We start from the raw sequence: 26,418 nt of genomic DNA, 5'->3' as shown, positions 1-26,418 counted from the left end.
CCCGGCTGTGGTTTGCGCCTCGCAGTCCATCCCAATCCAGTGCGCGCTGCATCGCAGGGCTTGTTCACTGTCAACCCGAGTTTCTTCAACCGGCCATTTCTGACGGCCAAACTTGCTAGCAGATCACCATCATGTTGCTCATCCCCGCTATCGACCTCAAGGACGGCCACTGCGTTCGCCTGATTCAGGGTGATATGGACCAGTCCACCACTTTCGGTGAAGACCCCGCAGCCATGGCCGCCAAATGGCTGGATGCTGGCGCCCGTCGCCTGCACCTGGTGGACCTGAACGGCGCCTTTGCGGGCCAGCCCAAGAACCTGTCGGCCATCAAGAGCATCCTCAAGGAAGTCGATGGCGAGATTCCCGTTCAGCTGGGCGGCGGCATCCGTGATCTGGACACCATCGAGCGCTACATCGATCTGGGCATCGAGTACCTCATCATCGGCACCGCTGCCGTGAAGAACCCCGGTTTCCTGCAGGATGCCTGCAGTGCCTTTCCCGGCCACATCATCGTGGGCCTGGACGCCAAGGACGGCAAGGTGGCGATCGACGGCTGGAGCAAGCTCACCGGCCAGGACGTGATCGAAACCGCCAAGCGCTTCGAGGACTGGGGTGTGGAATCCATCATCTACACCGACATCGGTCGTGACGGCATGCTCAGCGGCATCAATATCGACGCCACCGTCAAGCTGGCCCAGTCGCTGAAGATTCCGGTCATCGCCTCGGGCGGTCTGGCCGGCATGGCCGACATCGAAGCGCTGTGCAAGGTGCAGGATGAAGGCGTGGAAGGCGTTATCTGCGGCCGCGCCATCTATACCGGCGATCTGGACTTCGCCGCCGGCCAGGAGCGTGCGGACGAGCTCACGGGTGAGTGATTTGACCTTTCAGGCCCAGGCCGTTGACTGGAAAGGGCTTCCTGCCATTGCCTTGAAGCTGGGTCAGGGGGATTCGGTGCTGATCTGCCTGCAGGGCGCCCAGGTACTGTCCTGGGTCGGCCTGGGGCAGGAACGCCTGTTCCTCAGTCCCAGGGCAGCCCATGACGGCCAGAGCGCCATTCGCGGCGGCATTCCGGTCTGCTTTCCCCAGTTCAACCAGCGTGGTCCCTTGGTCAAGCATGGCTTTGCGCGCCTCAGCCACTGGCAGGCCGATGCTGCGAGGCCATCGGGCGAGGATGGTGCGCAGATCTCCTTGCGCCTGACGGACAGCGAAGCATCGCGCGCCGTCTGGCCGCATGTCTTTGAGGCAGTGCTCACGATTGAGCTCAGGCCCGGCGTATTGCGTGTGGAACTGGCCGTGCATAACCGCGGCCGGCAGGACCTGTCTTTTACCGCGGCCTTGCACGGCTATCTTCGCGTTGCGCAGGTCGAGCAGGCCAGCTTGCACGGTCTCGAAGGTTTGAGCTATTGGGATGCTGCTGCGGCTCAACCGGATACCCATGTCACGCAGCAAGGCTGCGTCAGCTTCGGTGCGGAGACCGATCGCGTCTATCCACGTGCGGCTGCAGCCCTGCAACTGCAAAGCTCGGGCCGGCCCTGGCTGCAGCTTGCCCAGGATGCGTCCTGGAGCGAAACCGTGGTCTGGAATCCAGGCCCTGCTCTGTGCGCCACACTCAAGGACATGGAGGCCGACAGCTGGCAGCAGATGCTGTGCGTGGAGGCTGCGGCCATTGATGCACCTGTGGCTCTTGGACCCGACCAGCGCTGGAAGGCGGCGCAAACCTTCGAATGCTTTTGAGGCTTTGAACGGGGCGGGGTGATGTCACCCCGAGCCTGGGCCTGTCCTTGTGCGTAGACCTGTTGGCCTTCAGCCTGCCCAGCCCTGTTGACGGCTCCATGGGCCGCAGCTGTAGAGGCAGGGCGGACGGCGACTCATCGGGATTTGGTGCCCAGGGCATCCGCCAATGCATCGACCAGAGGCGGGTTCAGATAATGCGGGCCGTCGAAGGCAAAGACCGTCCAGCCTTGGTAGGCCGCCAACTGTGGCAGGAATTCTTCTGCCATGGCGCTGCGAAATCCGCCGCCCGGCGCAGGCCGGAAGGCCTCGGCAATCACGCGAACACGCGCCTGGCCCAGATGGGCGGTCAGCATCTGCAGGTATTCGCGTGCCACGCTGGGAGTGCGCGCGTGTACGCCGACTCCATCCTGGAAAAACACGCCCACATCTTCGGGTATCCAGCGCATGATCCAGTCAACCAGCGCCTGGGGACCCATATTGGCATTGTCATAGGCGCTGATCCACAGCGGACGTGGCAGTTTGTTGAGAACCTCGGTGAGAAGACTGGGCGCAGCCCAGGTCGGATCGACTTCGACCGGGAAGTACCAGCCGGCAACCCGCAGTGGCAGTGCCGTGATAGCCGCTTTCAAGGCATAGGACTGCATGGCCAGATCCGCGAGACCGGCGCGGGCCTTGGCCTCGTCATGCATGCCGGCCAGGCCGAGAATCAGCTCCTGCGCCCAGGGCTCGGCCGCGATGCGCTCCCAGTCCGGGAGGTTGCGGCTCATGGAGGGCAGGTAAGTGCCGGGCACCAGGCTCAGATTGTCCACAGCCGTCCATTGCACCAGCAGGCGGCGGATGCCCAGACGCTGCCATGATCCATGGGGCCGTAGAGTGTCGGCACTGGGCTGCCAGACCATGCCGGGCAGACGCAGGCTGGGCTTGGCCTGTGCCTCGGGCAGGCTGCAGCTCAGCGCCCAGGCCAGGCCCAGCGCCTCGCGTCTGGTGCATTGTTCCATCGTCATATCTATGGATCGAGCCGCTTTCTCCTTTCGGAGAAAGCGCTTTTCTTTCATGGCAGCTGACTCGGAACCGTCCAGGTGAAGCCCAGATTGGAGATGCCGCTGACAAGGCTCTTGAAGTCCGCCAGGCCAGGGGTTCCAACCTGCGGCTCCAGCCAGAACGGGTGGAAGAAGAACGAGGCATAGCCGTCACGCACCGTCTTCACATACTGGGCATTGGTGAGAATGTCCTGCCATGTGTAGTTGAAGGAGGAGGTCGGATCGATCAGGTGGATGTCGTATTCGATGTTCCCCAGGCTTTCCGGCAGCACTTTCTGCCCGTAGTAGTCGGTCTGGATGGGGTAGGGGAAGATCTGGCCCACGGCAAAATCCTTCTCCACCGATGCAGTGAAATTGGGCTTGTCTGCGGTGTAGTACACCACGCGTTGATAAGTCTTGGGGAAGACCTGCGTACTGGCCTTGGATGCCAGCGCCGAGCCCTGGTAGTGTGGGGTTTCCCATGCTGTAGCGCGATATCCATTGAGAGACAACTCCAGCAGACCGGCTCGATAGCGTCCCAACGCCCAGGTGGTCGAGTCTTCCGGCACGGGCTTGTTGTTGACAATGTCCCAGAACTCGTAGTCATCGCCACTCACTGCCGTATAGCGGTTGCGCACATTGCTGTACTGGTGCGTGTAGCCATGCATCACGATTTCGCCGCCGCGCACCAGTGCATAGTTGAGAGCTCTCTTCAGATTGGTCGCCAGTGACATTGGCACCTGCATCGGCACTCCCGAGTTGTACACGCCAAGAGGATCTTTGTAGTACGGAATGGTCGCAATCGAAAACGGGATCCGTTGCTGGTAGAGGTAGTCCGTCAGTGATTTCATTGCCGTCACACTGACCAAGGCGCTCACATCTTCAAGGCGGACCATGGCCTTGTGGCTTTCGGCATGGTTCACCCCCAGCATGTCATGCAGCATGTCTGCCAGCACGAGATAGCGATCGCGTGGCCCGATATAGCTGAACGGCAGATCCGCGACATACCAGAAGTTGCCCGACCTCACTACATAGGGCGCCTGCTCGCCGGTCTTGGGATTGGACATGGAAACCAGGTTCTGGGCCTTGGTGGTGTCGGTGATGGCCGTCAGCCCCACATCGGGATCCGCATTCACGGCGCCAGTGCTGCTGTCGTATGCATAGTATTTGACAAAGGGCAGGTTTTTGTAGGTGATGGTGTCGAAGAACCCCGGTGTGGTGTTGCTTGAGGTTGGTGCGGCATTGAGTCCGCGAAGCGCTGTCAGGTTGAAGCCATAGCGGGACTGGAAGCCGTAGGCCGGATCCCAGGCAAACTGCCAGATGTTGTACTTGAACCAGACTATGGTCTTGGCAGAGCTGGCGGCATCGGTCATGAAGGCGGCAGGAACCGGGTTGTCGTAATACGAGCCTAGATAGAACGTGGCGTCGTAGCCGCTGAGCTGGCCTGCCGTGTAGTTCTGCACCGCGACCATATCGACCTTGCTGTCGAAATGTCCGAGCAGATTGCGCAGCATGATGGCATAGCTCATGCCGAGCTTGGTGTAGGCCGTATTGGGCGGCGCGTCATAAAGGATCAGTGTGCGCGGACCTGTTTGCGCAAAAGCGCCAGGGCTCGCAAAGAGCATGGCTAGCAGCCATGCCCCAAGAAGGCGTCCTAGGGTTTTCATGAGACTCTCCTGAGATCAGTACACGGTGAGGTCTATTGCTGCTGGCCACGGGATGGATTGCCCGGATTGGGCTTGCCTTTCGGCGGATTGCCGGGGGAGGGGTTGCCGGGTTTGATAGGCGGCTCATCCAGCGTGTCATCCCGTGTGAAATCCTTCTTGAAATGTCCTTTGTGGTGATGCGCACGTTCGTTGCGCTTGCGCTCTTCGGGGGCTGCGCCTGCGTCCATGCGGATCTGGGAGGCCCCAGGCGGCAATGGCGGCGGCATGACGTTCGAGGCCAGGGTCCAGTTGGCCCAGGTCAGCAGTGCCAGCGCGAGCAGCGCGCGCGTAGCCTGCCTTTGATCATGGGAGTGCATGAGAGCCTCCTTTCTGGAGGGCAGAAAGAAAAAGTGCAAACAACACCATCTCCACAAACTCTAGAAATGGCGATGGGTCGGGCCTTAGAGGCGTGCCATCTCAAAATACCAAGGCGGCACGTAGAAACACGCCTTTCCCTCTTTCGTCCCCGGCAAGCCGGGCGCGATACTGCAGGGAGAGGTCGAGGTAGGAGCGAGGTGCATGGTCACGGTCCTCGCGGAACCAGAAACGCATGCTCACACCAACGCCAGCGCCCACCGAGCTTTGCTTGCCCGAGGCTGTGCGTTCAGAGTTGTAATCAGCGCCCAGGACTGCATGCGGAAACAGCACCAGTCTTGAGTCGCTCCCCCCCATTCGGAAACTGCGCCCTGCTTGGGCTTCGAAAGTCGCGTAGTTCTGCTTGCGATGAATGAAGCGACCTACTTCGGCATACATATTGAACGTGTTCCAGCTGGGCACATCCACGCGCAGGTCGGTACCCATGCCGCCCGAATATCCCATGCGCAGCAACCAGTCGTTGCTGGACAGCGAGCCGATGCGCACGCGCCGTTCGGCCGCGAGTATGAGGTTGTGATCGCTCAGCGGCTTGGCACGAATACCGACGGCACCCTGGGTGGTCTCTCCGCCCGTGGGCACATCGTGGCGGCTGTAGACCGTTTGAGCAGCGCCGCCGTACAGCTCCCAGAAGCGGCCGTCGCCGAACTTCTGCGGGCGCCAGTACACCTCGCTGACGAGCTGGGCCACGTCGCCATAGAGGCCGGGCTGGGCGCCCGCCGCGCCCAGGGAAATGCCTCGATAGCCCAGCAAGGTGTTGATGCCCCAGGAGCGGTCCCGGTCGGCAACTTCACGTCGTGTCTCATATTGCTGCTGCGGCGTCATGGCGAGCCGGCCTTCATGCGCAGCGGCAATGGCCTGCTTGAAGTAGTCGATGGACTGATCGTTCTCGGCCAGCCTGCTGGCAGCGTAGGCGCCATCGCGCAGCGCCGTGTCCGGCAGACGGCTCTGGTCCCGTGCGCGGTTGAAGATGGACAAGGCACTGCGATCGTCCCCCACGCGAATGGCCAGATAGGCCAGATTGGGGTCGGCGCTTTGCTGCAGCTCAGGCTCCGAGACAGCCTGGGCAAAGCGTGCAGCAGCCTCGTCTCGCCGCCCCAGCTGAAGCAGCAGATCCACCTCGCTGGACAGGGACAGGCCGCCCATTTGCAATGCCGTCCGTGCGTCGGCGTTGGCGGCCTCGGTCATGCCCTGCTCGTGGCGCAGACGACTGCGCAAGGCCAGCACTTCGGCTGCATCGGGCTGTAGCTGCAGTGTTTGATCGACCTCCTCAAGCGCCTGCGTCTTTTGGCCTGCAGCCAGCAATGCCTGAAGGCGAAGCTGACGGTAGGGTAGATGTCCGGGGTTGAGCTGCACGGCCGCCCCGGCCTTTTCTGCCGCCAAAGCATATTGCCCATCGCTGTAGGCTTGATAGGCCTCATGGGCGACTTTGTATGCCGGGTCTGGCGCTTCCTGCCCGGGCCAGATTTCGCAGCCGGGCACATCGCCGGCGCTGAAGCAGTTGACCAGGGGCAGTGGCAGCTCGTAGCTGCGTGACATGGTTGAGGAGCGCAGGGTTTTGAGCTGCTCTCGGCGGCTGCTGATGTCGGCATTGCTGTCCGTCTCCAGCGCCTGCACAAGCCGCTGGGCTCGTTCTGTCTGGCCGGCTGCCAGCGCTGCATCCAGGGCTATCACGCCGTAGTTCTGCCGCTCCGACCGCGACAGGTGGGGGGCGGCAAGCGCTGCGTCGAAAGCCTGTTCGGAGGACATGCCGCGACCTTGGACATGCAGGGCCACGCCCTGCAGTACCTGCAGTGCAGGATCATGCTGCAGCGCCAGCCCTTGCTCTGCCACACGCTGCGCCTGGGCCGCCTGTCCATCCTGAAGCAGCAAGCCCAGCCACTGAAGCCGGGGAGCCAGTGCATCCGGCGCTATTCGGACGCTGGTCTCTGCATACCTGAGGGCCTTGACCATGTCGCCTTGCTCGCGTGCCTGCAAGGCCTGCTCGAAGGGCCGCAGGGCGCGGCGCTGACGTATGGATGTGCGCAGCATCTGCCAATCGGAGTCCGACTGCAGCTGCTTGACCTTGTCCAGCCTTGTTGCCCGGGCTTCGGCCTCGTCGAAGCGCCCGTTCTCGACGAGCAGGTAGACCAGCAGGCGCTGATAGTCCAGACGCCCGGGGGCCGCAGCTACGGCCTGCCTTGCCAGAGGCAAGGCCGTGGCGAAGTCGCGCCGCTCGGTTGCGGCATAGGCCTGGCTGGCCTTGGCGTAACCCGCAGGCATGGCCTGTGTTGCCGGGCTCTTGCGCGGGCGAGGCGTGGTGTCCGCTGTCGAGGTGGCTGCCTTTGCCGGCTCCGGTGCTGTCGCTGCTGAAGGCGCGGCTGTGCCTGGCGTCTTCGGTGGCTCCTTGGCCGCAGGAGCGGGCAGGGCTTGAGACGCGGGCTGTCTGGCCGGAACTGCTCCCTGATGCATATCGCGCAGAGCCTGGGCCAGACGCGCATCGCCAGGGTGGCGCTGAAGCTGAGCCTTCAGCACAGCTTCAGCCTGTGCGGGTTGACCAAAGCGGCGATGGGCTGCCGCCAATTGCAGGGCGATCTCGGTGTTGTCCGGTGCCAGACGCTGAGCCTGCTGCAGCTCGGAGATGGCACGCTGACCATCACCGCGCGCCATGGCCTCATACGCCTTGTCGATCCGGGGATAGACCTGAAAGCGCTGTCTGGGAGTGATATCCGGACCTAGATCCACCGTCTGCGCCAGACCATCGTATGGGGTGGCGCATGCCAGGGAAAGAACCAGAATAGGACGAGAAAGCTTCATATATTGGCACCTAAGCAACGGACACGATCGGGGCGGCATCAAGGCGGCGCAAAAGTTGCGCCATGGTGACCTGCAGCTGTTGCTGCAGTCGCAGTGCTTCATCCAGCGTCGCCTGCGTCAACGCCCCCTGGTTCACCAGGAACAGGCCCAGGCTGTCATCGCTTTGCTCATGTCTGAGCAGCAAGGCATTCAGCACGGCTGTGTCGATGCGGCCCAGGGCCTGAAGCACTTCGCCCAGCATCAGCTGCCGCGACACATAGAATTTCCAAAGCTCTTTCGCCTGTTCGGCGGATACGCGTTTGCGCTCCACGGCCCAGGCCAGCAGTTCGCGAGCCGGCTCCCCATGCTGTCTTGCATACAGACGCCGCAGCTCGACCGTGACCTCTCCCTTGGGGGCAATGAGGTAGCGCACGGGCCTCTCCAGCTTGCGCTCCAGGGCTGCATGCGAGACCGGGTCTATGACCGACTCGCTGGCCAGGATCAGTGTTTTTCCCTCCTCGCGCAGCGGCACCACGCTGTAATGCAGTGCCAGATGTGCCGGCAGCAGCGCCGCGATCTCGTCGGGGATCAGACGCTCTCCCAGAAATTCCCATGAAACGCCAGCCTGCTGGGCCACTGCAGCGGCCAGCTGTGCGGTGCTGATCAGGTCCTTGTGCACCAGCGCACTGCCCAGGCGCAAGCCGGGAGTGGGGCGCAGCAGCGCTTCCTGCAGCTGGCTCTCTGTCAGGGCACCTTGTGCGATCAGTATCTGTCCCAGGGGCTGGCGCAGTCTGGGTCCCTCTCCCAGCATGGGGAAGTCATGATCGGTCTTGGCCCAGGCCATGCGCCGGATATCCTTGGCCTGCAGCGCCTGGGCGATGGCCCGCCAGTTGGCCAGAAAGTTCACCAAATTGCCCCATAGCAGGCGCGGAAGCGACATCAATCCCTGGACGATGCCGTAGTAGCTGGTGACGAAAAACATGCGCTGGGCAATGCGGTTGAGCATCAGCACGAAGTTCGCTGCCAGCAGCGCATACAGCCACCAGTCGCCCTGGAAGATGGAGAGAAACCGGTAGCTGTCCGGTACCAGGCGCTGGTAGAGCCAGATGGCAATCAGCTGCATCGCCAGCAGCATGGCCAGAAAGCTGGCGAAATTGGTGAGAGCACCCTTGCGGTCGCGCCAGAGAAAATAGTTCAGCACACCGCTTTGGGTCCAGCGCAGGGTCTTGAAACCCTGGATCACGATGCCCGTGATCCAGCGGGACTTCTGTCGCACCGCCGCATTCAGCGTATCGGGGAAGAACTCCCGCACGCAGATGACGCTGGCTTCACGCGCGCTGCGCCCGTGTCGGCGTGGCTGGTCGGGATCGGTAGGCTGGTCCGCGTCATGCACGGGAAAGCGCACGAAGATCTCGCGCATGCCCAGCTGCTTGAGCCGGAAACCGATGTCGTAGTCCTCGGTCAGGCTCTGGGTATCGAAGGCTACGCCATCGCCCATCTCCAGCAGCGCCGTGATGGCGCGGCGGCTGAAGCAGGTGCCGACCCCGGCGCTGGGCACCTGACCCACCAGGGCCTCGCGCACCACGATGTCCTTGGCATGCAGCTCGGCAAACTCGTCCAGATAATGCCCGCCGGTGAATTCGCGCAGCGGCCGCTCCAGGGGGTAGACCGGCAGCTGGATCAGATCCTTGCGATCCACGAGAAAGTTGAACAGTCTCAGCTCCAACCTGGACAGCACGTCTTCCGAGTCATGCAGGATGAAGCCTGCAAACTCTATGCCCGAGCGCTGCTCGAACTGGAAGATGGCATCGAGCACATTGTTGAGACAGTCGGCCTTGCTGGTCGGCCCGGGGCGTGCGCAGACCACGCTGTGCACATTCGGGAAATGGGCTCTTACCTGCTCCACATCGGCGTGGGTCTGGGGGTCGTTGGGGTAGGTGCCGATGAAGATGTGGTAGTTCTCATAGTCCAGCGTGGTTGCCGCCAGCTGCGCCATCTTGCCGATCACGCCATGCTCCTGCCATGCGGGCACCATGATGGCCAGCGGCTTCTCGTCCACACCGAGCAAGGCCTTGTGATTCATCTGCTCGTGGCGCGAATACACGGTCAGTGCACGCCAGGTGCGCCGCCCCCAGTAAAAGAGGTCGATGAACAGATCGTCCAGTCCGCTGATGAAGATCACCACCGCAATGACGATGGCGATGCTCTTGAGCACATAGAGGTATCCGGTGAACAGGTCAAGCCAGGACATGGCGCGTCCTTTCAGCGGCTTTCTGTGCCAGGCCTGCGTGATCAGGCCTCAGCATCTGGTGCAGTCTTTTCTCGGTGCGCTGTGCTGCAGTCCCGTCACCAAAGGGGTTGCTGCTGGCCTGCATGCTCCGGTAGGCAGCATCGTCATGCATCAGGTGGCGCACGGACTGAACGATCCTGCTTCTGTCGGCTCCGACCAAAGCGGCGCAGCCGGCTTCCAGCACCTCGGGACGCTCGGTCTCGTCGCGCAAGACCAGCACCGGTACCTTGAAGGTTGGCGCCTCCTCCTGCAGTCCGCCGGAATCGGTCAGCACCAGCCAGGCATCGGCCAGGGCCTGCTGCATGGCCAGGTAATCCAGCGGTTCTGTCAGCTTGACATTGGGCAGTCCGCCCAGCAGCCGGTGTACCGGCTCCTTGACCACCGGATTGAGGTGAACCGGGAACAGCACCGGCATCTGGGGAAACTCGCGCGCGATCTCGGCAATCGCTTCGCACACATGGTCCACATCGGGGCCCCAGTTCTCTCGCCTGTGCATGGTCACCAGAATATGGCCTCGGCCCTGCATGCGGCGGTGGATGTGGTGATGCTGGCTGGCCCAGAGCTGGGCATCGACGACGGTGTTGCCGGTGAGCTCGATCTTTTCCTTGGCCACGTTTTCGCGCTCCAGCGCCTGCTGGGCCCTCGGGGTGGGGGCCAGATGCAGGCTGGCGATGCGCCCTATCATTTGCCGCAGGCCTTCCTCCGGAAAAGGTCGGTGCAGGTTGTAGGTGCGCAGGCCGGCCTCGACATGGACGACGGGCACCTTGAGATAGAAGCCGGCCAATGCACCCTGAAACGCGCTCTCTGTGTCGCCTTGAACGATCACTGCCTCACAGCTCGTATCCGTCAGCACGGACTCCAGCTGAACCCGGCAGCCCGTGGCGAATTCCAGCAGTGAACTTCCTTGCCTTTGCAGCACATGATCGGGCTGGATATGAAAGCAATCCAGCATTTGCGCGGCCATGTCGCCATGCTGGCCGGTATGCAGCCAGATGGGGCGAGCCCAGTGCGTCTGCTGTAGGGCGTGATAGACAGGGGCCAGCTTGATGATTTCGGGCCTGGTCCCGGACACGATGAGCAACTGCGCGATGTCTGGCTTGGCGTGAAGAGCCTCGGAGTCCTGATTCATTGCGTTCTCCCTTTGAGTCAATTGGTATCAGACGTTCTTCATTCGTACCTGCTCAAAATCATCTTTCACGCTCTGCTTCGGGTATGTCAGCCAGCTCCTTGTGCTGGTCGCCATTGGTGCCGGCTTTATCTGCTGCATGAGCGGCGCAGCCGCATCGGCGGGCTAACCGTCTCTGGCAGCCGTGACCAGTCGCTCGGCACAGCGGCTGGCCTGATCGCCATCCTGCGCCTCCACCATCACATGCAGCAGCGGCTCCGTGCCGCTGTGACGCACCAGCACACGCCCGGTGGAACCCAGCTCGGCCTCGACCTGCGCCTGCACTCGTGCCAGCAAGGCATTGCTGCGCCAATCCCGGTCTGGCGACCAGTGCACATTGAGCAATGCCTGAGGGTAGAGCTGCACCGGCAGCAGCCATTGCGATAGCGTGCGGCCGGTGCGCACGCAGGCCTGCAATATCTGCAGCGCATTCACCAGACCGTCGCCCGTGCTGTGCCGGTCCAGTATCAGCAGATGGCCCGACCCCTCGCCGCCGAAGGTCCAGCCCCTGCGGCTGAGCTCCTCAAGCACGTAACGGTCGCCGACCTTGGTGCGCATGAAATCCACGTCCAGCACCCCGAATGCCCGCTCCACCGCCATATTCGTCATCAGCGTGCCGACGGCGCCCGCAATGCTCTCGTCATGCTCCAGGCGGTCGGCGACGATCAGGTACAGCAACTCGTCTCCGTTATAGAGCCGGCCGGCGGCATCGACGACCAGCAGGCGATCCGCATCGCCATCCAGGGCGATGCCGAAATCCGCACCGCAACCGGAAACAGTCGTGGCCAGGAGCTCGGGATGTGCGGCTCCGGCCCCCTGGTTGATGTTCATGCCATCGGGAGCGCAGCCTATGGCCACCACTTCGGCACCGAGTTCATGCAAGACCATGGGCGCTATCTGATAGGCCGCACCATGGCCGGCATCGACCACGATCTTCAGCCCTCGCAAGGTGAACGCATGGTCGCAAGTGCTCTTGCAAAACTCTATATAGCGGCCGGCGGCGTCATCCAGGAGCTGGGTTTTTCCGAGTGCGATTGCCGGGACCCAATGCGGCTCATCCAGCAGCATTTGCTCGACTGCTACCTCCCAGACATAGGGCAGTTTGGTGCCTTTGGCACTGAAGAATTTGATGCCGTTGTCCTCGAAGGTGTTGTGGCTGGCGCTGATGACCACTCCCAGACTGGCACGCAAGGCCCGCGTGAGATAGGCCACTCCCGGTGTTGGCAGCGTCCCAAGCAGCACCACATCCACGCCAGACGAATTGAAGCCCGACACCAAGGCGCTTTCGAGCATGTGACCCGAGATACGCGTGTCCTTGCCAATCAGCACCGTCGGGCGCTCTTCGTTGCGATGAAGCATTCGTCCGACGACATGGGCGAGATGCAGAGCGAAGTCCGGCGTGATGGGGAAATACCCAGCCCGCCCGCGGATTCCGTCGGTACCGAAATATTGGCGTCTCATATCCATGATGATCACCTGTGCCTGAATACATTCATCGAACGGGATGGGTTTCCGGGTCCGGTCAATTATTTATGGGGACAACACTGTCGAAATATTAAAAACTATTGATTTATTTTTTTCATAGTTTCACTAGCAAAAACAATCCGAACAAGAATGCAGCGTAAAAAGAAACATCTTTTTACGCTATGAATATCTGGATGCTGAATTGGGGTTTTATACACAATATTTAAGGTATTTCGCTTGCCGGTCGAGACTGCTTTGCATTGCTGTCAACCCTAGCGTCAGGCGGCTTGCCGAAGCCCAGCCCGCAATAGCTTTGCTTGTCACGCAGTCATATGCCGCTCTCGGCAGTGCAGCTTCTCGCAGGCGTGGAGGCTTCTTATTGAGAATATCAGTGGCTTTGTTTCCGGATCGCTTGTGGCATGCCTGGTCAGGAGTGGGCGATGGTTCTATGTGCACCAGTTAATCGCAGCCGGAATATCGATGCAGGAAAGAGGTTGCGGCGGAAAACAATAAATCGTGAGGCCGGCTCTGTGTTTACTGTTATTCAATTGGGAGCACAGGGATTTTGTGCCGCTTTATGGATTGGGGCTGCTGCTGAGTTGAATCGTTTCAAATCGAGCAGGTTTGACTCGCGATGCGATGGCTGTGGCCGGGCGGCGTGCCGCCCAAGCCAGCTGGCAATGCCATGGCAGCGGCAGGGGGGCGCCGTTGGCAGATGCCCTAGGCAGCGGCGAGGCCGTGGTATCTTTGGCCTCCTTGTTCCTAGATATTCCGAGACTGGTCCATGCTTGCCAAACGCATCATTCCCTGCCTTGACGTGACCGGCGGCCGCGTGGTCAAGGGCGTCAATTTTCTGGAGCTGCGCGATGCGGGCGACCCGGTGGAAATTGCCGCACGCTACAACGCCCAGGGTGCAGACGAGCTGACTTTTTTGGACATCACGGCCACCAGCGATGGCCGTGACCTGATTCTGCCCATCATCGAGGCCGTGGCTTCGCAGGTCTTTATTCCGCTGACCGTGGGCGGTGGCGTGCGCAGCGTGGAAGATGTTCGCCGCCTGCTCAATGCCGGAGCCGACAAGACCAGCTTCAACTCCGCCGCCATTGCCAACCCGGACACCATCAATGCCTGCAGCGACAAGTACGGCGCGCAATGCATCGTGGTGGCCATCGACGCCAAGCGCCGAACTCCCGAGGACGAGCAGCGCATCGGCCCCGGCGGCACGCCCATGGGGCCGGGCTGGGATGTGTACAGCCACGGCGGCCGCAAGAATGTGGGGCTGGATGTGGTGCGCTGGGCCGAAGAGATGGCCAGGCGCGGTGCCGGCGAGATCCTGCTGACCAGCATGGACAAGGATGGCACCAAGAGCGGCTTCGATCTGAAGCTCACGCGTGCCGTGGCCGATGCCGTGGCCGTGCCCGTGATCGCCTCGGGCGGTGTCGGCAATCTCGAAGATCTGGCCGATGGCGTGACCATTGGCGGCGCCGATGCCGTGCTGGCTGCCAGCATCTTCCACTATGGCGAGTACACCGTGCAGCAGGCCAAGGAATGCATGCGCGCGCGCGGCATTCCCGTGCGTCTCTAAAGTTGTTTTGAGAGCGGCTTGCGCAGGCTACAAGCGGCTTTCCATATGTTTTATGGTTGATGTTGGCTGCCGGCCTGCGCTGGCAGCTATACAAAGCAAAGGTCTGCAATGAGCTGGCTCGATCAAGTCAAATGGGATGCGCAGGGTCTGGTGCCCGTGATTGCGCAGGAGCAAAGCAGCGGCGACGTGGTCATGTTTGCCTGGATGAACCGCGAGGCACTGGAAAAGACCGCCGAGCTGGGGCGTGCCGTCTACTTCAGCCGCTCGCGCAACAAGCTGTGGTTCAAGGGCGAGGAGTCCGGCCATGTGCAGACCGTGCACGAGATGCGCATCGACTGCGACAACGACGTGGTTTTGCTCAAGATCACGCAAGAGGGGCATGATCCCGGTATTGCCTGCCATACCGGCCGCCACTCCTGCTTTTACAGCGTTTTCAAGGACGGACAGTGGCTTGCTGTCGATCCGGTCTTGAAAGATCCTGCTTCCATCTACAAATAAAGTCATGTCTGAACAAAACACCGCGTCGGTCGAGGGCGCACTGGCCCGTCTGGCCGCCGTGATCGAAAGCCGCAAGGTCGCCAATGGTGGCGACCCTGAAAAAAGCTATGTCGCGCGCCTGCTGCACAAGGGGCCTGACGCCTTTCTGAAGAAGATCGGCGAAGAGGCCACCGAAGTCGTCATGGCCGCCAAGGATGTCGATCATGGCGCGGACAAGGGCAAGATCCTCTATGAAGTGGCAGATCTGTGGTTTCACTCCATGATTGCGCTGTCGCACTACGGACTGACACCCGCAGAGGTGGTGGCCGAGCTGGAGCGCCGCGAGGGCACCAGCGGTCTGGAGGAAAAAGCCCTGCGCAAGGCCCAGGAACGCGCTGCTCAGGAAGGGGCGGCCAAGCAATAAGGAGGAAGCGCATGAATGACGATCGCGACATTATCGATGTAAATAGCAGCAGCTCTACCGAGGTCGAGGGCCTGAAGGCCTGGGGCTGGGTCAGCTATCTGCTGCACCTGGTCGTGGCCGTGGCCGCCGTGCTACCGGGCGCGCAGGTCAGTGTGCTGCTGTTGCTGATTGCAGTCGTCATCGATCTGGTCAAGCGCGATGATGCGCGCGGCACCTGGCAGGAGAGCCATTTTTCCTGGCGGTTGCGCAGCGTGCTCTGGGCCATCGTTCTCTATGCGGTGACTTTCCCGTTCTTCCTGCTGGGCCTCTTGATCTTCAACCCCGCCTGGGTGTTGATCTCCATCTGGTTCCTCTACCGCATCGTCAGCGGCATGATCGCCATGAACAAGAATCGCGCGATCCAGCCCTGAACCGCACTTGCCAGACACCTAAGCCCCCGCTTTACGGCCGGGGCTTTTTTGTTTTTGCAAGCGGTTGTGCTGCGCTGCAACAGATTCGGGGTGGCAGGCTGACACGAGTGCAGGGCCTGTGCAATGCTCGCTGTGCTGGATAAGCTCCACGACTTGCGCAGATTCGGATCGGGCATGGTGTTTTGTCCATGGATATGCCCGCTGTGCATTCTTTGTTTGCGTGAGTCCCAAGCCCCTTGCTTGGTTCATCAACCCTCACAGGATCGTGCCATGGCTACAGAGACTTCCCACACCCTCAACCTTGCCCTGCAGGGCGGGGGATCGCATGGTGCGCTGACCTGGGGCGTGCTGGATGCATTGCTGGACGATGACGGACTGATCTTCGAAGGCATCAGTGGCACCAGCGCCGGTGCCATGAATGCCGTGGCGCTGGCCCATGGTTTCGCGCAGGCGGCCGCGCAGGAAAAGAAAGTGGACGATGCCCGTTACCTGGGACGGCAGCTGGCGCGCCAGTCTCTGCGCGAGCTGTGGGAGGGCGTGGGCACCATGGGCAGCGTGGGCAAGATGTTCTGGGCCGCACCGTTGCCGGGCAGCAAGCAGTTCATGGGCGTGCTCAACCAGTTTCTGTCGCCCTATCAGACCAATCCGCTCAATATCAACCCGCTGCGACAGCTGCTCACCCGGGTGGTGGACTTCGAGACGCTTGCGCATCCCGAGCACCCCAGCGTGGTGCCCAAGCTCTTCATCTGCGCCACCAATGTGCGCACGGGTGCCGGCAAGATCTTCAAAGGCGAGCAGGTGACGGCAGACGCCATCATGGCATCGGCCTGCCTGCCGCAGCTGTTCAAGGCGGTGGAGATTGACGGGGAGTGCTACTGGGACGGCGGGTTCTCGGGCAATCCGGCCCTGTATCCGCTGATCTACGAGACCAGGAGCAGAGATATCCTGCTGGTGCAGATCAATCCCAAGGAGTCCGATGTCTCTCCCGACACGGCCCGCGAGATCATGGATCGCATGAACGAAATCACCTTCAACGCCAGCTTGCTGGCCGAGCTCCGGGCCATCGAGTTCGTGGTCAAGCTGCTGGAGCAAAAGCGCCTGGACCCCGAGCGCTACAAGCATGTGCTGATGCACCGCATCGACGGGGGCTCCGTGCTCAAGCCTTTTGGCGCCTCGAGCAAGGTGCGCGCAGACATGGGCATGGTGCACAAGCTGTTTGAGCTGGGCCGGGTGCGCGGCCAGCAATGGCTGCAGCTCAATCGCGAGCACCTTGGCGTCAAACAGACGCTGCGATTCAACGAGAATATAGGATAGTCCCCTGAGGCGCTTTGCGCCTTCCCCTTCAGGGGATGACGCCATTGTCTGCTTCATGGGCCATGGGCAAGGCAGGGCGCCTGGAATACTGAACTGTCGAGATACAAGAGACCATGCACGACCACGATTACGACCCCCATTGCATTTTCTGCCGCATCGCCAAAGGGGAGATTCCTTCGCGCAAGGTCTATGAAGACGAGGAACTGTTCGCCTTCCATGACATTCACCCGGGTGCGCCCGTGCACTTCCTGGTGATTCCCAAGAAGCACATCCCCTCCATGGCCCAGGTCGGCGCCGAGGATGTGCCCCTGCTGGGTCGCATGATGGCGCTGGCTCCCAAGCTGGCGATGGAGCAGGGCTGCAACCCTTATCCCGATGGCGGTTTCCGCATCGTGGTCAATACCGGCAGCGAAGGCGGGCAGGAAGTGCACCATCTGCACCTGCACGTCATGGGCGGCCCGCGCCCCTGGCTCAAGGGCTGATCCGGCGGCGCAGCGAGCCTGCACGCGGCGATAGAGCTGTGCGCTGCAGGCTTTTTGGGTGATTGATTCGTATCTGTCACAAGCCCCGTCTAAAATGGTTTGCAATTTCTAGGAGATTCTCATGGGCTCGTTTTCTATCTGGCACTGGGCGATCGTGCTGCTCATCGTGGTTCTGGTGTTCGGCACCAAGAAGCTCAAGAACATCGGCTCCGACCTGGGCGGCGCCGTCAAGGGCTTCAAGGACGGCATGAAGGACGGCGCGACTGACGCCGACGCCAACGCTGCGACCGGCCAAGTGGCCAACCAGCAGGCTGCCGAAAAGGCCACCATCGACGTGGAAGCCAAGCAAAAGAGCTGATCGCGGCAGGACTGACATTTAGATGTTTGATATTGGCCTGTCCAAAATGGCGCTGATCGGTGCCGTGGCCCTGGTGGTCATCGGTCCCGAGAAACTGCCGCGCGTGGCCCGCATGGTGGGCACCTTGCTTGGCAGGGCACAGCGCTATGTGTCCGACGTCAAGGCCGAGGTCAACCGCTCCATGGAGCTCGATGAGCTGCGCAAGATGAAGGACACGGTCGAGACTGCCGCGCGGGACGTGGAGTCCAGCATGCGCAATCAGGCCTCCGATCTTGAAAAGGACTGGAGCGATGCGACCAAGGACCTGCGCGACGACTCGAACATGACTTCGGCTTCGTCCTTCGGGTCCTATGACGCAGAAGGTGGCTACACCGGTCTGGATACGCACAGCAGCGTGGTGCCCAGCTATCGCCATCCGCGCAAGAACTGGCGCGTCAAGCGCGGTGCCGTGCCCCAGTGGTACAAGGCCCGTGCCGGGGTACGCAGCAAGGTCCAGTCGGGTGCGGCACGCGTGGCGCGCTTTCGCCCCAAGAAGTTCCATTGAACATGCAGCTCAGCAGCCTGCCGGCCGCAAGGTCGGCCATGGCCGGCCCAAGGGGGTCGGCTCTGCTGCCCGCATGTCGCTCTTTGCCCGTGATCCGCGGGCGTTGTTGTTTCTCAAGCGTGTGGAGCCGATCGGGCTCCGACGCGGTTTTGCACCATGTCCGAACCCTCTAAAGAAGACGAACTCGCCGGCACGGAGCAGCCGTTTGTCCAGCACCTGATGGAGCTGCGTGACCGCCTGCTCTACAGCCTGTATGGCGTTTTGATCGGCGTCGGGCTGCTGATGTTCTGGCCGGGCCCCGATGGCCTGATTGACTTCATCGCCCTGCCCATCAAAGAGCACATGCCGCCCGGCGCCAAGCTGATTGCGGTGGGCGTTTTCTCGCCCTTCTTTGTGCCGCTCAAGGTGCTGATGATGGTGGCCGTGCTGCTGGCGCTGCCCTGGATCATGTACCAGATCTGGGCCTTTGTGGCACCGGGCCTGTACAGCCACGAGAAGAAGTTCGCCCTGCCGCTGATCCTGTTCGGCAGCTTGCTGGCCTATGCCGGCATTGCCTTCGTACAATTCTTTGTGCTGGGCAATATGTTCAAGTTCATCCAGCATTTCACGCCGGCCAGCGTGGCGGCAACACCCGACATCGCCTCGTATGTGGAAGCGATTCTGTCGCTTTACATCGCTTTTGCGGCGGCTTTCCAGGTGCCCATTGTGGTGATGCTGCTGGTGCGCTTTGGCCTGGTGGAGATTGAAAAGCTCAAGGCCTTCCGCGGCTATTTCGTGGTGCTGGCCTTTGTGATTGCGGCCGTCATCACGCCGCCCGATGTGATTTCCCAGCTGGCCCTGGCCTTGCCCATGTGCCTGCTCTACGAGATCGGCATTCTGGGGGCCGGCTGGTTCAGCCGGGTATCGCGTGCGCCCGATGCCGAGGAAGGCACGGGCACGGAGGTGGAAAAATCCACTGACGGCCACTGATCTTCGTTCCCGACCTCCTGCAAAGCCCTTGAAGCGATTCAAGGGCTTTTGTTTTGATGACTGTCTGCAATTTTTTCCATCAGTGCTTGAGTCATATCTCTTGATGAATCGTGTTGAAGAGGTTGTGGCTGGCCTGGCCGGAGCATGAAAAAAGCCAGCGGCTAGCGCTGGCTTTTCGGTTTGTTGGCGCTGCAATCAGCGGCGTGGGCGACCCTGTTGCTGCAGGGTGCTGGCTGCTGGGCGGGCTCCCGGAGTGATGTCCAGCACCACTTCGCTGTCGCCGCGGCGCACATCGAACTTGGCGGCTTCGCCGGGCTTGAGCGAGGCCACGGCCGTCAGCAGTTCGGAGACATTGCGGGTCGCGGTCTCGCCCACCTTGACGATTACGTCGCCGGGACGCATGCCGGCCTGGGCGGCGGGGCCGGCCTGCAGCACGCCGGTGATGATGACGCCGGCATCGGCCTTGACGCCAAAGGTTTCGGCCAACTCGGGCGAGAGCTCGTTGGGCTCCACGCCGATCCAGCCGCGCGTGACCTTGCCGTCCTTGACGATGCCGTCCAGCACCATCTTGGCTGTGGAGACGGGAATCGCGAAACCGATGCCCATGCTGCCGCCTGAGCGCGAGTAGATGGCCGTGTTGATACCCAGCAGATTGCCGTTGGCATCCACCAGCGCACCGCCGGAGTTGCCGGGGTTGATGGCAGCGTCGGTCTGGATGAAGTTCTCGAAGGTGTTGATGCCCAGCTGGCTGCGGCCCAGAGCGCTGATGATGCCGCTGGTCACTGTCTGGCCCACGCCGAAGGGATTGCCGATGGCCAGCACGCGGTCGCCCACAGCGACCTGATCGGAATTGCCCAGCACGATGACGGGCAGCTTGTCGAGCTCGATCTTGAGAATGGCCAGATCGGTCTCGGGGTCTGTTCCTATGATCTTGGCCTTGGCCTGACGGCTATCGGTCAGCGTGACCTCGATATCGTCGGCGCCTTCCACCACATGGTTGTTGGTGAGGATGTAGCCATCTTGACTGATGATGACGCCGCTACCCAAACCAGATTGCTCCTGCGGACCCTGATCGCCAAAGAAGAACTGGAACCAGGGGTCGTTGGCGCGCGGGTGGCGAACCGCTTTGCTGGTGTTGATGCTGACCACGGCGGGCGAGGCCTTGCGCGCGGCAGGCGCAAAGCTGCCGGGAGCGACTTCACCCGCTGGAGTGGATGGCGCCTGCAGCAGCGAAACACCGGCACTGCTACGGATATTTCCGCGCTGAAGCCAAGTGGGCTGTAGGGTAGCCACTACAAAATAGATAGCCACCAGCACGGTGACGACCTGCGAAAACAGCAACCAGGTGCGTTTCATGTAATGCGTATAGGTAGTGAGGGGAACAAGCCCACATTGTGAAGCATGGCTGCGCCAGGCGTCGAAGCGAACATTTGCTTGCAAGCAAATGCATAACGCAAAGCTTTGCAGAATGCAGGGCCCATGGCTATAGGACTGCAAGCACCTAAAGTTTTATGTGTCCAGGATATATGAGTGAAAACCCTAGAATGTTTTTTCGACTGCGCTTACGCCGCCGTTACTGAAGTGACTGCCCACAAGGTGCTCATATTCAGTCTGGTGTGGCTTTGCATCTGAAGCCCGCCGCAATCGGTCTGCCACTGCACGTTGACCCGTGATCAGCGGCCTTATCCGCGCTGTCCTGCTGTTCGATCTAGGAAACACCATGACTACGCTTGACCACGCTGCATCGGCTGACGCGCCGGCTGCAGCGACGAATCGTCTCCTGAACCGGGAGGACTACAAGACCCTGGGCTTATCGGCCCTGGGCGGAACGCTGGAGTTTTACGACTTCGTGGTGTTCGTCTTTTTTGCCAATGTGATCGGCAGCCTGTTCTTTCCGGCTTCGCTGCCCGAGTGGATGCGCCAGCTGCAGACGCTGGGCATTTTCGCGGCCGGTTATCTGGCGCGCCCCATCGGCGGCATCTTGATTGCCCACTTCGGCGACATCCTGGGCCGCAAGAAGATGTTCACGCTGTCGGTGTTCCTGATGGCCGTGCCCACGCTGGTCATCGGCCTGCTGCCGACCTATGAAACCATAGGCTTGGCCGCTCCCATCCTGCTGCTGCTGATGCGTGTGATGCAAGGGGCTGCCATCGGCGGTGAAATGCCCGGTGCCTGGGTGTTCGTGGCCGAGCATGCTCCCCAGAAGCGTTACGGCTTTGCGATCGGCGCACTGACCTCCGGCATTACCGGCGGCATTTTCCTGGGCTCCATCATCGGGGTCTGGCTCAACAGCACCTACAGCCAGGGCGAGATCCACGACTGGGCCTGGCGCATCCCCTTCATCCTGGGCGGTGTCTTCGGTCTGGTGTCGGTGTATCTGCGCAAGTTCCTGCACGAGACCCCCATCTTCCAGGAACTGCAGGCCCGCAAGGCCGCTGACCGCGAACTGCCGATCAAGACCATCTTGCGCGACCACCGGGAAGCCTGCGTCGTCGTGGCGCTGATGACCTGGGTGCTGTCCACGGCGATCGTGGTGGTGATTCTGTTCACGCCGGCCTATCTGCAAAAGGTGTTCCACATCGAGCCTGCCATGGCCCTGAAGGCCAATGCCGTGGCGACCGTGACGCTGACTATAGGCTGCGTGTTCTGGGGCTGGCTGTCCGACAAGATCGGCACCAAGCTGACCATGCTCATCGGCTGGGGCGGCATGACGGCCACGGCCTATCTGTTCTACCTGAACCTGCCTGGCAACGAGGCATCGCTGATCTGCAACTATGCGACCGTGGGCTTCTTCGTGGGCTCCATCTCGCTGCTGCCCGTGGTGGGTGTGCGGGCCTTCCCGCCCGAGGTGCGCTTCACCGGTCTGTCCTTCTCCTACAACATGGCCTATGCCGTGTTCGGCGGTCTGACTCCCATGCTGGTGTCCGTGTGGCAGCAGGTGGATGTGATGGCTCCCGCCCACTATGTGGCGGCCATGGGCGTGCTGGGCATGGCCATGGGCTTCTGGCCTCTGGCCTGCAAGGGTTGGCAGCCGCGCAAAGCGTGAGCCTGCACAGGCGGATGAGAAAAGGCAGTCAGCAGTGGCTGCCTTTTTTTTCACTGCTCGCGCGTTTGCGGCGGCGCGGCTGCATGAGCTGCGCGGACACGGTGCTCAGCACCATGTCGGCAAAGGCGCTGCCGCCCGCCGATATATGGTTGCGCATGGCCTCGGCAGCAACTTCGCTGTTGCCCGCCAGAATGGCGGCCACCACGGCTTCATGCTCGGCCTGGGAGTGCAGTAGCCGCTCCGGCTTTTCGAACATCTTGCTGCGGTACGGTGCGACCCTGAGCCTGGCCTCGCGGGTCTGCTCGACGATAAAGGTGTTTCCGCTGGATTGATATATCAGATCGTGCAATCTGGCATTCGCTTGCTCATAGGCTATCGAATCGGCTTTCTGGGCATGGGCAGCGGTCTGCGCGAGAGCGGCCTGCAACTGCGCTCTTTGCTCAGCGTTGATGCGCCGGGCCGCCAGGCGCGCCAGCACGCCTTCCAGCTCGGCAAGCCCTTCCATCATCGCAATCAGCTCGCGGGGATCGAGGTGGCGCACGTAGATGCCCACGCGCGGAAGAATGCTCACCATCCCCTTGGCGGACAGCAGCAGCAAGGCCTCGCGGACCGGCGTGCGCGAGGCCTGGAAGCGCTCGCACAGCGCCTGTTCGTCGATGGCGGCACCTGGCCGCAATGCGCCGTTGCGCAGATCCTGCTCCAGAGCCAGGCGGATGCGGTCCTGCATGCTGGGCGCGTCTAGGGTTTCTTCCCTTGGTGAAGGTTTGGGGTTCATTGTTCAATATTAGATATATCTATTTATATGTCTGATACGCATGAGTCCAAGACTGCACTACCAAGACCATATCGCAACCATTACTCTCCAGCGCCCCACGGTGGCAAACCGCCTGGCGCCCGATGACTTGCCGGTGCTCATGGAATCCATCGAGAGCGTCAATCGCAGATCGGAGGTGCGGGTGCTGGTGCTGCGTAGCGAAGGCAAGTATTTCTGCAGTGGCTACGATATATCACAAATCGAAAACAGCCAGAGCGAAGGCAGCAGCTTCGGCGAAATGGTGGACGTGGTGGAGCAGTGCCGTGCGGTGACCATCGCCGCCATCCAGGGCGGCGTCTATGGCGGCGGGACCGATCTGGCGCTGGCTTGCGACTTTCGCGTGGGTTCGATGGCGGCAGACATGTTCATGCCTGCGGCGCGGCTGGGCCTGCATTTCTACGCCTCAGGAATGGAGCGCTATGTCAGTCGCCTGGGACTCGATACCGCCAAGCGCCTGTTCCTGACCGGCGAGCGCCTGGATGCCGAGCAGATGAAGGCCTGCGGCTTTCTGACGCATCTGGCGGCGGCGCCGCAGCTCGACGAGACCGTGGCGGCTCTGGCCGAGACGATCGGCGCAATGGCGCCCCTGGCTTTGTCCGGCATGAAGAAACACCTGAATCTGATTGCCTGCGGCCGCCAAGACCGCGAGGCGATTGCGCGCGACGTGCAGCGCTCGGTCGAATCCGCGGATCTGCGCGAAGGCGGCCTGGCCTGGCGCGAGAAGCGCGTACCGGTTTTCAAAGGCTGCTAGCGCCGCTGTTGCGCCGAAAAACAACCCTAACTTCCATCAAGGAGACAAGCATGTTCAAGAAAGCATTGATATCGGTCTGCCTGCTGAGCGCCAGCGCCCTGGCACTGGCGGACGCCTACCCGTCGCGCCCCATCACCCTGATGGTGGGCTTTCCGCCCGGCGGCGGCGCCGACGCTGTGGCGCGCATCGTCAGCGAGAAGCTGGGGCGGGTGCTGAACCAGGCAGTGCTGGTGGACAACCGCCCCGGCGCCGGCACGACGATTGCGTCGGATCTGGTGGCGCGGGCGCCTGCGGACGGCTATACCTTGCTGTTGGGCTCCGCCAATCTCTACGGCACCGACCAGATTCTCTATAAGAGTGCGCGCTACGACGGTGCCAGGAGTTTCACGCCCATCATGCGCTGGAGCGATTCGCCGATGCTGCTGGCGGTGAAAAAGGACTTTCCCGAGAAAACCGTGGCCGGCCTGATAGAGCGGGCGCGCAAGAACCCCGGCAAGCTGAGCTATTCCTCATCCGGCACGGGCGTGGTCACGCATCTGGCGGGGGCCTCGTTTGCGCATGCGGCTGGCATCGACATGCTGCATGTGCCGTTCAAGGGCGGGGCGCCGTCGATTCAGGCCGTGGGTGCGGGCGATGTGGACATGACTTTCGGAACGCCCCCCTCGGTGATGCCCATGGCCGCCGGCGGCAAGCTGCGCATCATGGCCGTGACGACGGCCCAGCGCTCGCAGCTGTTCCCCGATCTGCCGGCCATGCAGGAGTCCGGCATCGATGGGGCGGACTTCACGCTCTGGTTCGGTCTCTACGGGCCGGCCAAGCTGCCCAGGGAGATCACGCAAAAGCTGTTCGAGGCCAGCCGCCAGGCCTTGAGCGACCCGGAAGTCAAGGCCAAGCTCGAAAAGCAGGGCGTCGTGGCCTATCCCTCGGCATCGCCCCAGGAGTTCGAGGCCTGGGCCCAGGCCGACGGCAAGAAGCAAAAAGCCGTTGCCGAGCGCGCCATGGCAGGGCAATGAAGCGGTTTCCAGCAAAGAGAGTTTTCCATATGTCTGACATGAATATGTTCACCGCCCTGCGCGCGGCTTTCCCGGCCGATCTGGACGAGGTCGCCATCGAGGCGGTATCGCCTCAGGCCCCGGCCGATGCACCGCTTTTCTATACTTGGCGCGAGCTGGATCGCATGAGCGCACGCATGGCGAATCTGTTGGCCTCGCTCGATCTGCCCGCCGCCAGCCGTATCGCGGTGCAGGTGGAAAAGTCGGTCGAGGCACTGATGCTGTATCTGGCCACCTTGCGTGCCGGTCATGTGTTCCTGCCGCTCAATACTGCCTACCAGAGTGCCGAGATCGAATATTTCATCGGCAATGCCGAGCCCGCCGTCGTAGTCTGCACGCCCGCCAATATGGACTGGGTGGCAAAGGTGGCGGCGGACTGCGGCACGCAGCATGTTTTCACGCTGGGCGAAGCGCAGGACGGCAGCCTGCTGGAGCAGGCGCTGCGCTTCGACGAGGTGCATGCACCCGTGCCGCGCCAGGCCGATGATCTGGCCGCCATCCTCTACACCAGTGGCACCACGGGGCGCAGCAAAGGGGCGATGCTCTCGCATGGCAATCTTCTCTCGAACGCGCTCATGCTCAAGCAGTACTGGGGCTGGCGCACGCGCGAGCAGGGCGGTGACGTGCTGATCCACGCCCTGCCTATCTTCCATGCGCACGGGCTGTTCGTCGCCATCCATGGTGCGCTGATCAATGGCAGCAAGATCATCTGGATGTCGAAATTCGACGCCAAAGCCGCGATCGCCGCCATGCCGCGCGCCACCGTGTTCATGGGCGTGCCCACGCTGTATGTGCGCATGCTGGCCGAGCCGACGCTGACGAGGGAGGCGGCCGGCCGGATGCGGCTGTTCATCTCGGGCTCGGCGCCGCTGCTCATCGAGACCTTTGGCGAGTGGCGCCAGCGCACCGGCCACACCATTCTTGAGCGCTATGGCATGAGTGAAACCATCATGCTCACCTCCAATCCCTACGGTCCCGACGCACGCCACGGCGGGCAGGACGAGCGCCGTGGTGGCACCGTGGGCTTTGCGCTGCCCGGTGTGGGGGTGCGCGTGGCGCGCGACAGCGGCCAGCCGCTGCCCACGGGCGAGGTCGGTGCCATCGAGGTCCGGGGACCCAATATCTTCAAAGGCTATTGGCGCATGCCGGAGAAAACGGCGCAGGAGTTCACGGCCGACGGCTGGTTCAGGACCGGAGACGTCGGCAGGATCGACGAGCGCGGCTATGTCAGCATCGTGGGTCGCAGCAAGGATTTGATCATCAGCGGCGGTTACAACGTCTACCCGGCGGAGATCGAAGGCTTTATCAACGATATGCCCGGCGTGGCCGAGAGCGCCCTGGTCGGTGTGCCGCACCCGGATTTCGGCGAGGTGGGGGTGGCGGTGGTCGTTGCCAGGAGCGGCCATCCACTCGACGGCGCCGCCATTGTCGCCGCGCTCAAGTCCCGGCTTGCCAACTTCAAGATTCCCAAGCGCTGCGTTGTCGTCTCGGAGCTGCCGCGCAACACCATGGGCAAGGTGCAGAAAAACCTGCTGCGTGATCGCTACCGGGACTTGTTTCTCTGAAAACCATAGCTGCTACCTCATGGCAACAAAGGTATTTAGGTGTATTTCGTACTGAAATGCTTTGATTGCATGCGTTAGCAGCTCCTTATCTTGAAGTGCGGC

General features: G+C 61.8%; 24 protein-coding genes. 15 read left to right on the top strand and 9 right to left on the bottom strand.

The genetic code is table 11. The features are described 5' to 3' along the window. Positions 1–131: 131 nt before the first annotated feature. Positions 132–875 carry a 1-(5-phosphoribosyl)-5-[(5-phosphoribosylamino)methylideneamino]imidazole-4-carboxamide isomerase gene (hisA, locus tag EIC84_RS07015; protein ID WP_003058631.1) on the top strand — a complete coding sequence of 248 codons (744 nt, stop codon included), beginning with the start codon at positions 132–134 and terminating at the stop codon, positions 873–875. Then, positions 868–1,734 (top strand): D-hexose-6-phosphate mutarotase, encoded by an 867-nt coding sequence (locus tag EIC84_RS07010; RefSeq protein WP_003062115.1) that lies wholly within the window; start codon positions 868–870, stop codon positions 1,732–1,734. The genes hisA and EIC84_RS07010 overlap by 8 nt, the downstream gene beginning before the upstream one ends. Positions 1,735–1,868: 134 nt before the next feature. On the opposite strand, the gene EIC84_RS07005 is transcribed toward EIC84_RS07010, so the two are convergent. From EIC84_RS07005 to glmM, 7 genes are all read right to left on the bottom strand, one after another. Next, on the bottom strand, positions 1,869–2,738 hold the full coding sequence (locus EIC84_RS07005) for a hypothetical protein (RefSeq protein WP_003062118.1): 870 nt from the start codon (positions 2,736–2,738) through the stop codon (positions 1,869–1,871). Between the two features lie 47 nt (positions 2,739–2,785). Next, a complete protein-coding gene (locus EIC84_RS07000) occupies positions 2,786–4,420 on the bottom strand; it encodes a DUF2334 domain-containing protein (RefSeq protein ID WP_003062120.1) in 1,635 nt (544 codons plus the stop codon). A gap of 32 nt (positions 4,421–4,452) precedes the next feature. Beyond that, positions 4,453–4,776: a hypothetical protein gene (locus EIC84_RS06995; RefSeq protein WP_034361340.1), complete on the bottom strand. Its 324-nt coding sequence runs from the start codon at positions 4,774–4,776 to the stop codon at positions 4,453–4,455. Positions 4,777–4,876: 100 nt separating this feature from the next. Continuing rightward, on the bottom strand, positions 4,877–7,627 hold the full coding sequence (locus EIC84_RS06990; RefSeq protein WP_003062125.1) for a tetratricopeptide repeat protein: 2,751 nt from the start codon (positions 7,625–7,627) through the stop codon (positions 4,877–4,879). Between the two features lie 10 nt (positions 7,628–7,637). After that, on the bottom strand, positions 7,638–9,857 hold the full coding sequence (nrfB, locus tag EIC84_RS06985) for a cyclic di-3',5'-guanylate-activated glycosyltransferase NrfB (RefSeq protein ID WP_003062128.1): 2,220 nt from the start codon (positions 9,855–9,857) through the stop codon (positions 7,638–7,640). After that, positions 9,844–11,025 carry a non-hydrolyzing UDP-N-acetylglucosamine 2-epimerase gene (gene wecB / locus EIC84_RS06980; protein WP_003062131.1) on the bottom strand — a complete coding sequence of 394 codons (1,182 nt, stop codon included), beginning with the start codon at positions 11,023–11,025 and terminating at the stop codon, positions 9,844–9,846. Before wecB ends, nrfB begins: the two co-directional genes overlap by 14 nt. A 162-nt stretch (positions 11,026–11,187) precedes the next feature. Next, complete coding sequence (gene glmM, locus EIC84_RS06975) at positions 11,188–12,522, bottom strand: phosphoglucosamine mutase (protein WP_003062134.1); 1,335 nt, start codon at positions 12,520–12,522, stop codon at positions 11,188–11,190. Between the two features lie 787 nt (positions 12,523–13,309). Here glmM and hisF point away from each other — a divergent pair. The 9 genes from hisF to tatC all read left to right on the top strand — a co-directional run bounded on the left by hisF (position 13,310) and on the right by tatC (position 19,088). Next, positions 13,310–14,110, top strand: coding sequence for an imidazole glycerol phosphate synthase subunit HisF (gene hisF, locus EIC84_RS06970; protein WP_003058607.1), 801 nt, complete (start codon positions 13,310–13,312; stop codon positions 14,108–14,110). 66 nt (positions 14,111–14,176) lie between these two features. Further along, positions 14,177–14,608, top strand: coding sequence for a phosphoribosyl-AMP cyclohydrolase (gene hisI / locus EIC84_RS06965; protein WP_255432032.1), 432 nt, complete (start codon positions 14,177–14,179; stop codon positions 14,606–14,608). A gap of 4 nt (positions 14,609–14,612) precedes the next feature. After that, on the top strand, positions 14,613–15,011 hold the full coding sequence (locus EIC84_RS06960) for a phosphoribosyl-ATP diphosphatase (RefSeq protein ID WP_003062137.1): 399 nt from the start codon (positions 14,613–14,615) through the stop codon (positions 15,009–15,011). 11 nt (positions 15,012–15,022) lie between these two features. After that, a complete protein-coding gene (locus EIC84_RS06955; RefSeq protein ID WP_003062140.1) occupies positions 15,023–15,421 on the top strand; it encodes a hypothetical protein in 399 nt (132 codons plus the stop codon). Between the two features lie 270 nt (positions 15,422–15,691). Continuing rightward, positions 15,692–16,735: a patatin-like phospholipase family protein gene (locus tag EIC84_RS06950; protein ID WP_003062143.1), complete on the top strand. Its 1,044-nt coding sequence runs from the start codon at positions 15,692–15,694 to the stop codon at positions 16,733–16,735. A gap of 113 nt (positions 16,736–16,848) precedes the next feature. Further along, a complete protein-coding gene (locus EIC84_RS06945) occupies positions 16,849–17,217 on the top strand; it encodes a histidine triad nucleotide-binding protein (protein WP_003062146.1) in 369 nt (122 codons plus the stop codon). A gap of 121 nt (positions 17,218–17,338) precedes the next feature. Next, positions 17,339–17,575, top strand: a complete 237-nt coding sequence (gene tatA / locus EIC84_RS06940) for a Sec-independent protein translocase subunit TatA (RefSeq protein ID WP_003058595.1) — start codon at positions 17,339–17,341, stop codon at positions 17,573–17,575. 22 nt (positions 17,576–17,597) lie between these two features. Beyond that, complete coding sequence (gene tatB, locus EIC84_RS06935) at positions 17,598–18,119, top strand: Sec-independent protein translocase protein TatB (RefSeq protein WP_003062149.1); 522 nt, start codon at positions 17,598–17,600, stop codon at positions 18,117–18,119. Positions 18,120–18,275: 156 nt separating this feature from the next. After that, positions 18,276–19,088 (top strand): twin-arginine translocase subunit TatC, encoded by an 813-nt coding sequence (tatC, locus tag EIC84_RS06930; RefSeq protein ID WP_034361342.1) that lies wholly within the window; start codon positions 18,276–18,278, stop codon positions 19,086–19,088. Positions 19,089–19,283: 195 nt separating this feature from the next. On the opposite strand, the gene EIC84_RS06925 is transcribed toward tatC, so the two are convergent. Next, on the bottom strand, positions 19,284–20,444 hold the full coding sequence (locus EIC84_RS06925) for a trypsin-like peptidase domain-containing protein (protein WP_034357502.1): 1,161 nt from the start codon (positions 20,442–20,444) through the stop codon (positions 19,284–19,286). Positions 20,445–20,808: 364 nt separating this feature from the next. Between EIC84_RS06925 and EIC84_RS06920 the strand changes: the two genes are divergently transcribed. Further along, the gene (locus EIC84_RS06920; protein WP_003062155.1) at positions 20,809–22,134 is read left to right on the top strand and encodes an MFS transporter; all 1,326 of its coding nucleotides are present in this window, start codon (positions 20,809–20,811) and stop codon (positions 22,132–22,134) included. Positions 22,135–22,162: 28 nt separating this feature from the next. Here EIC84_RS06920 and EIC84_RS06915 read toward each other — a convergent pair whose 3' ends face one another. Continuing rightward, complete coding sequence (locus tag EIC84_RS06915) at positions 22,163–22,861, bottom strand: GntR family transcriptional regulator (protein ID WP_003062157.1); 699 nt, start codon at positions 22,859–22,861, stop codon at positions 22,163–22,165. Positions 22,862–22,949: 88 nt separating this feature from the next. On the opposite strand from EIC84_RS06915, the gene EIC84_RS06910 reads away from it, so the two are divergent. Genes EIC84_RS06910 through EIC84_RS06900 form a run of 3 tightly spaced genes read left to right on the top strand, consistent with a single transcriptional unit; the run spans position 22,950 to position 26,316 of the window. Then, positions 22,950–23,699: an enoyl-CoA hydratase/isomerase family protein gene (locus EIC84_RS06910; RefSeq protein WP_034361347.1), complete on the top strand. Its 750-nt coding sequence runs from the start codon at positions 22,950–22,952 to the stop codon at positions 23,697–23,699. A gap of 50 nt (positions 23,700–23,749) precedes the next feature. Next, positions 23,750–24,712 (top strand): tripartite tricarboxylate transporter substrate binding protein, encoded by a 963-nt coding sequence (locus EIC84_RS06905; RefSeq protein WP_003062161.1) that lies wholly within the window; start codon positions 23,750–23,752, stop codon positions 24,710–24,712. A 29-nt stretch (positions 24,713–24,741) separates the two neighbouring features. Beyond that, positions 24,742–26,316 (top strand): malonyl-CoA synthase, encoded by a 1,575-nt coding sequence (locus tag EIC84_RS06900; protein WP_003062162.1) that lies wholly within the window; start codon positions 24,742–24,744, stop codon positions 26,314–26,316. Positions 26,317–26,418 lie beyond the last annotated feature (102 nt).

The organism is Comamonas sp. A23 (genome assembly GCF_004522605.1).
GTDB lineage: Bacteria > Pseudomonadota > Gammaproteobacteria > Burkholderiales > Burkholderiaceae_C > Comamonas > Comamonas thiooxydans.
This window is presented reverse-complemented; position numbering and strand designations above follow the sequence as displayed.

Excerpts from the sequence above, each read along its gene's own strand:
- hisA (WP_003058631.1), top strand. The coding sequence starts at position 132 with ATGTTGCTCATCCCCGCTATCGACCTCAAGGACGGCCACTGCGTTCGC.
- EIC84_RS07005 (WP_003062118.1), bottom strand. The coding sequence starts at position 2,738 with ATGACGATGGAACAATGCACCAGACGCGAGGCGCTGGGCCTGGCCTGG.
- EIC84_RS07000 (WP_003062120.1), bottom strand. The coding sequence starts at position 4,420 with ATGAAAACCCTAGGACGCCTTCTTGGGGCATGGCTGCTAGCCATGCTC.
- EIC84_RS06995 (WP_034361340.1), bottom strand. The coding sequence starts at position 4,776 with ATGCACTCCCATGATCAAAGGCAGGCTACGCGCGCGCTGCTCGCGCTG.
- EIC84_RS06990 (WP_003062125.1), bottom strand. The coding sequence starts at position 7,627 with ATGAAGCTTTCTCGTCCTATTCTGGTTCTTTCCCTGGCATGCGCCACC.
- nrfB (WP_003062128.1), bottom strand. The coding sequence starts at position 9,857 with ATGTCCTGGCTTGACCTGTTCACCGGATACCTCTATGTGCTCAAGAGC.
- wecB (WP_003062131.1), bottom strand. The coding sequence starts at position 11,025 with ATGAATCAGGACTCCGAGGCTCTTCACGCCAAGCCAGACATCGCGCAG.
- glmM (WP_003062134.1), bottom strand. The coding sequence starts at position 12,522 with ATGAGACGCCAATATTTCGGTACCGACGGAATCCGCGGGCGGGCTGGG.
- hisF (WP_003058607.1), top strand. The coding sequence starts at position 13,310 with ATGCTTGCCAAACGCATCATTCCCTGCCTTGACGTGACCGGCGGCCGC.
- EIC84_RS06960 (WP_003062137.1), top strand. The coding sequence starts at position 14,613 with ATGTCTGAACAAAACACCGCGTCGGTCGAGGGCGCACTGGCCCGTCTG.
- EIC84_RS06955 (WP_003062140.1), top strand. The coding sequence starts at position 15,023 with ATGAATGACGATCGCGACATTATCGATGTAAATAGCAGCAGCTCTACC.
- EIC84_RS06950 (WP_003062143.1), top strand. The coding sequence starts at position 15,692 with ATGGCTACAGAGACTTCCCACACCCTCAACCTTGCCCTGCAGGGCGGG.
- EIC84_RS06945 (WP_003062146.1), top strand. The coding sequence starts at position 16,849 with ATGCACGACCACGATTACGACCCCCATTGCATTTTCTGCCGCATCGCC.
- tatA (WP_003058595.1), top strand. The coding sequence starts at position 17,339 with ATGGGCTCGTTTTCTATCTGGCACTGGGCGATCGTGCTGCTCATCGTG.
- tatB (WP_003062149.1), top strand. The coding sequence starts at position 17,598 with ATGTTTGATATTGGCCTGTCCAAAATGGCGCTGATCGGTGCCGTGGCC.
- tatC (WP_034361342.1), top strand. The coding sequence starts at position 18,276 with ATGTCCGAACCCTCTAAAGAAGACGAACTCGCCGGCACGGAGCAGCCG.
- EIC84_RS06925 (WP_034357502.1), bottom strand. The coding sequence starts at position 20,444 with ATGAAACGCACCTGGTTGCTGTTTTCGCAGGTCGTCACCGTGCTGGTG.
- EIC84_RS06920 (WP_003062155.1), top strand. The coding sequence starts at position 20,809 with ATGACTACGCTTGACCACGCTGCATCGGCTGACGCGCCGGCTGCAGCG.
- EIC84_RS06915 (WP_003062157.1), bottom strand. The coding sequence starts at position 22,861 with ATGCAGGACCGCATCCGCCTGGCTCTGGAGCAGGATCTGCGCAACGGC.
- EIC84_RS06910 (WP_034361347.1), top strand. The coding sequence starts at position 22,950 with ATGAGTCCAAGACTGCACTACCAAGACCATATCGCAACCATTACTCTC.
- EIC84_RS06905 (WP_003062161.1), top strand. The coding sequence starts at position 23,750 with ATGTTCAAGAAAGCATTGATATCGGTCTGCCTGCTGAGCGCCAGCGCC.
- EIC84_RS06900 (WP_003062162.1), top strand. The coding sequence starts at position 24,742 with ATGTCTGACATGAATATGTTCACCGCCCTGCGCGCGGCTTTCCCGGCC.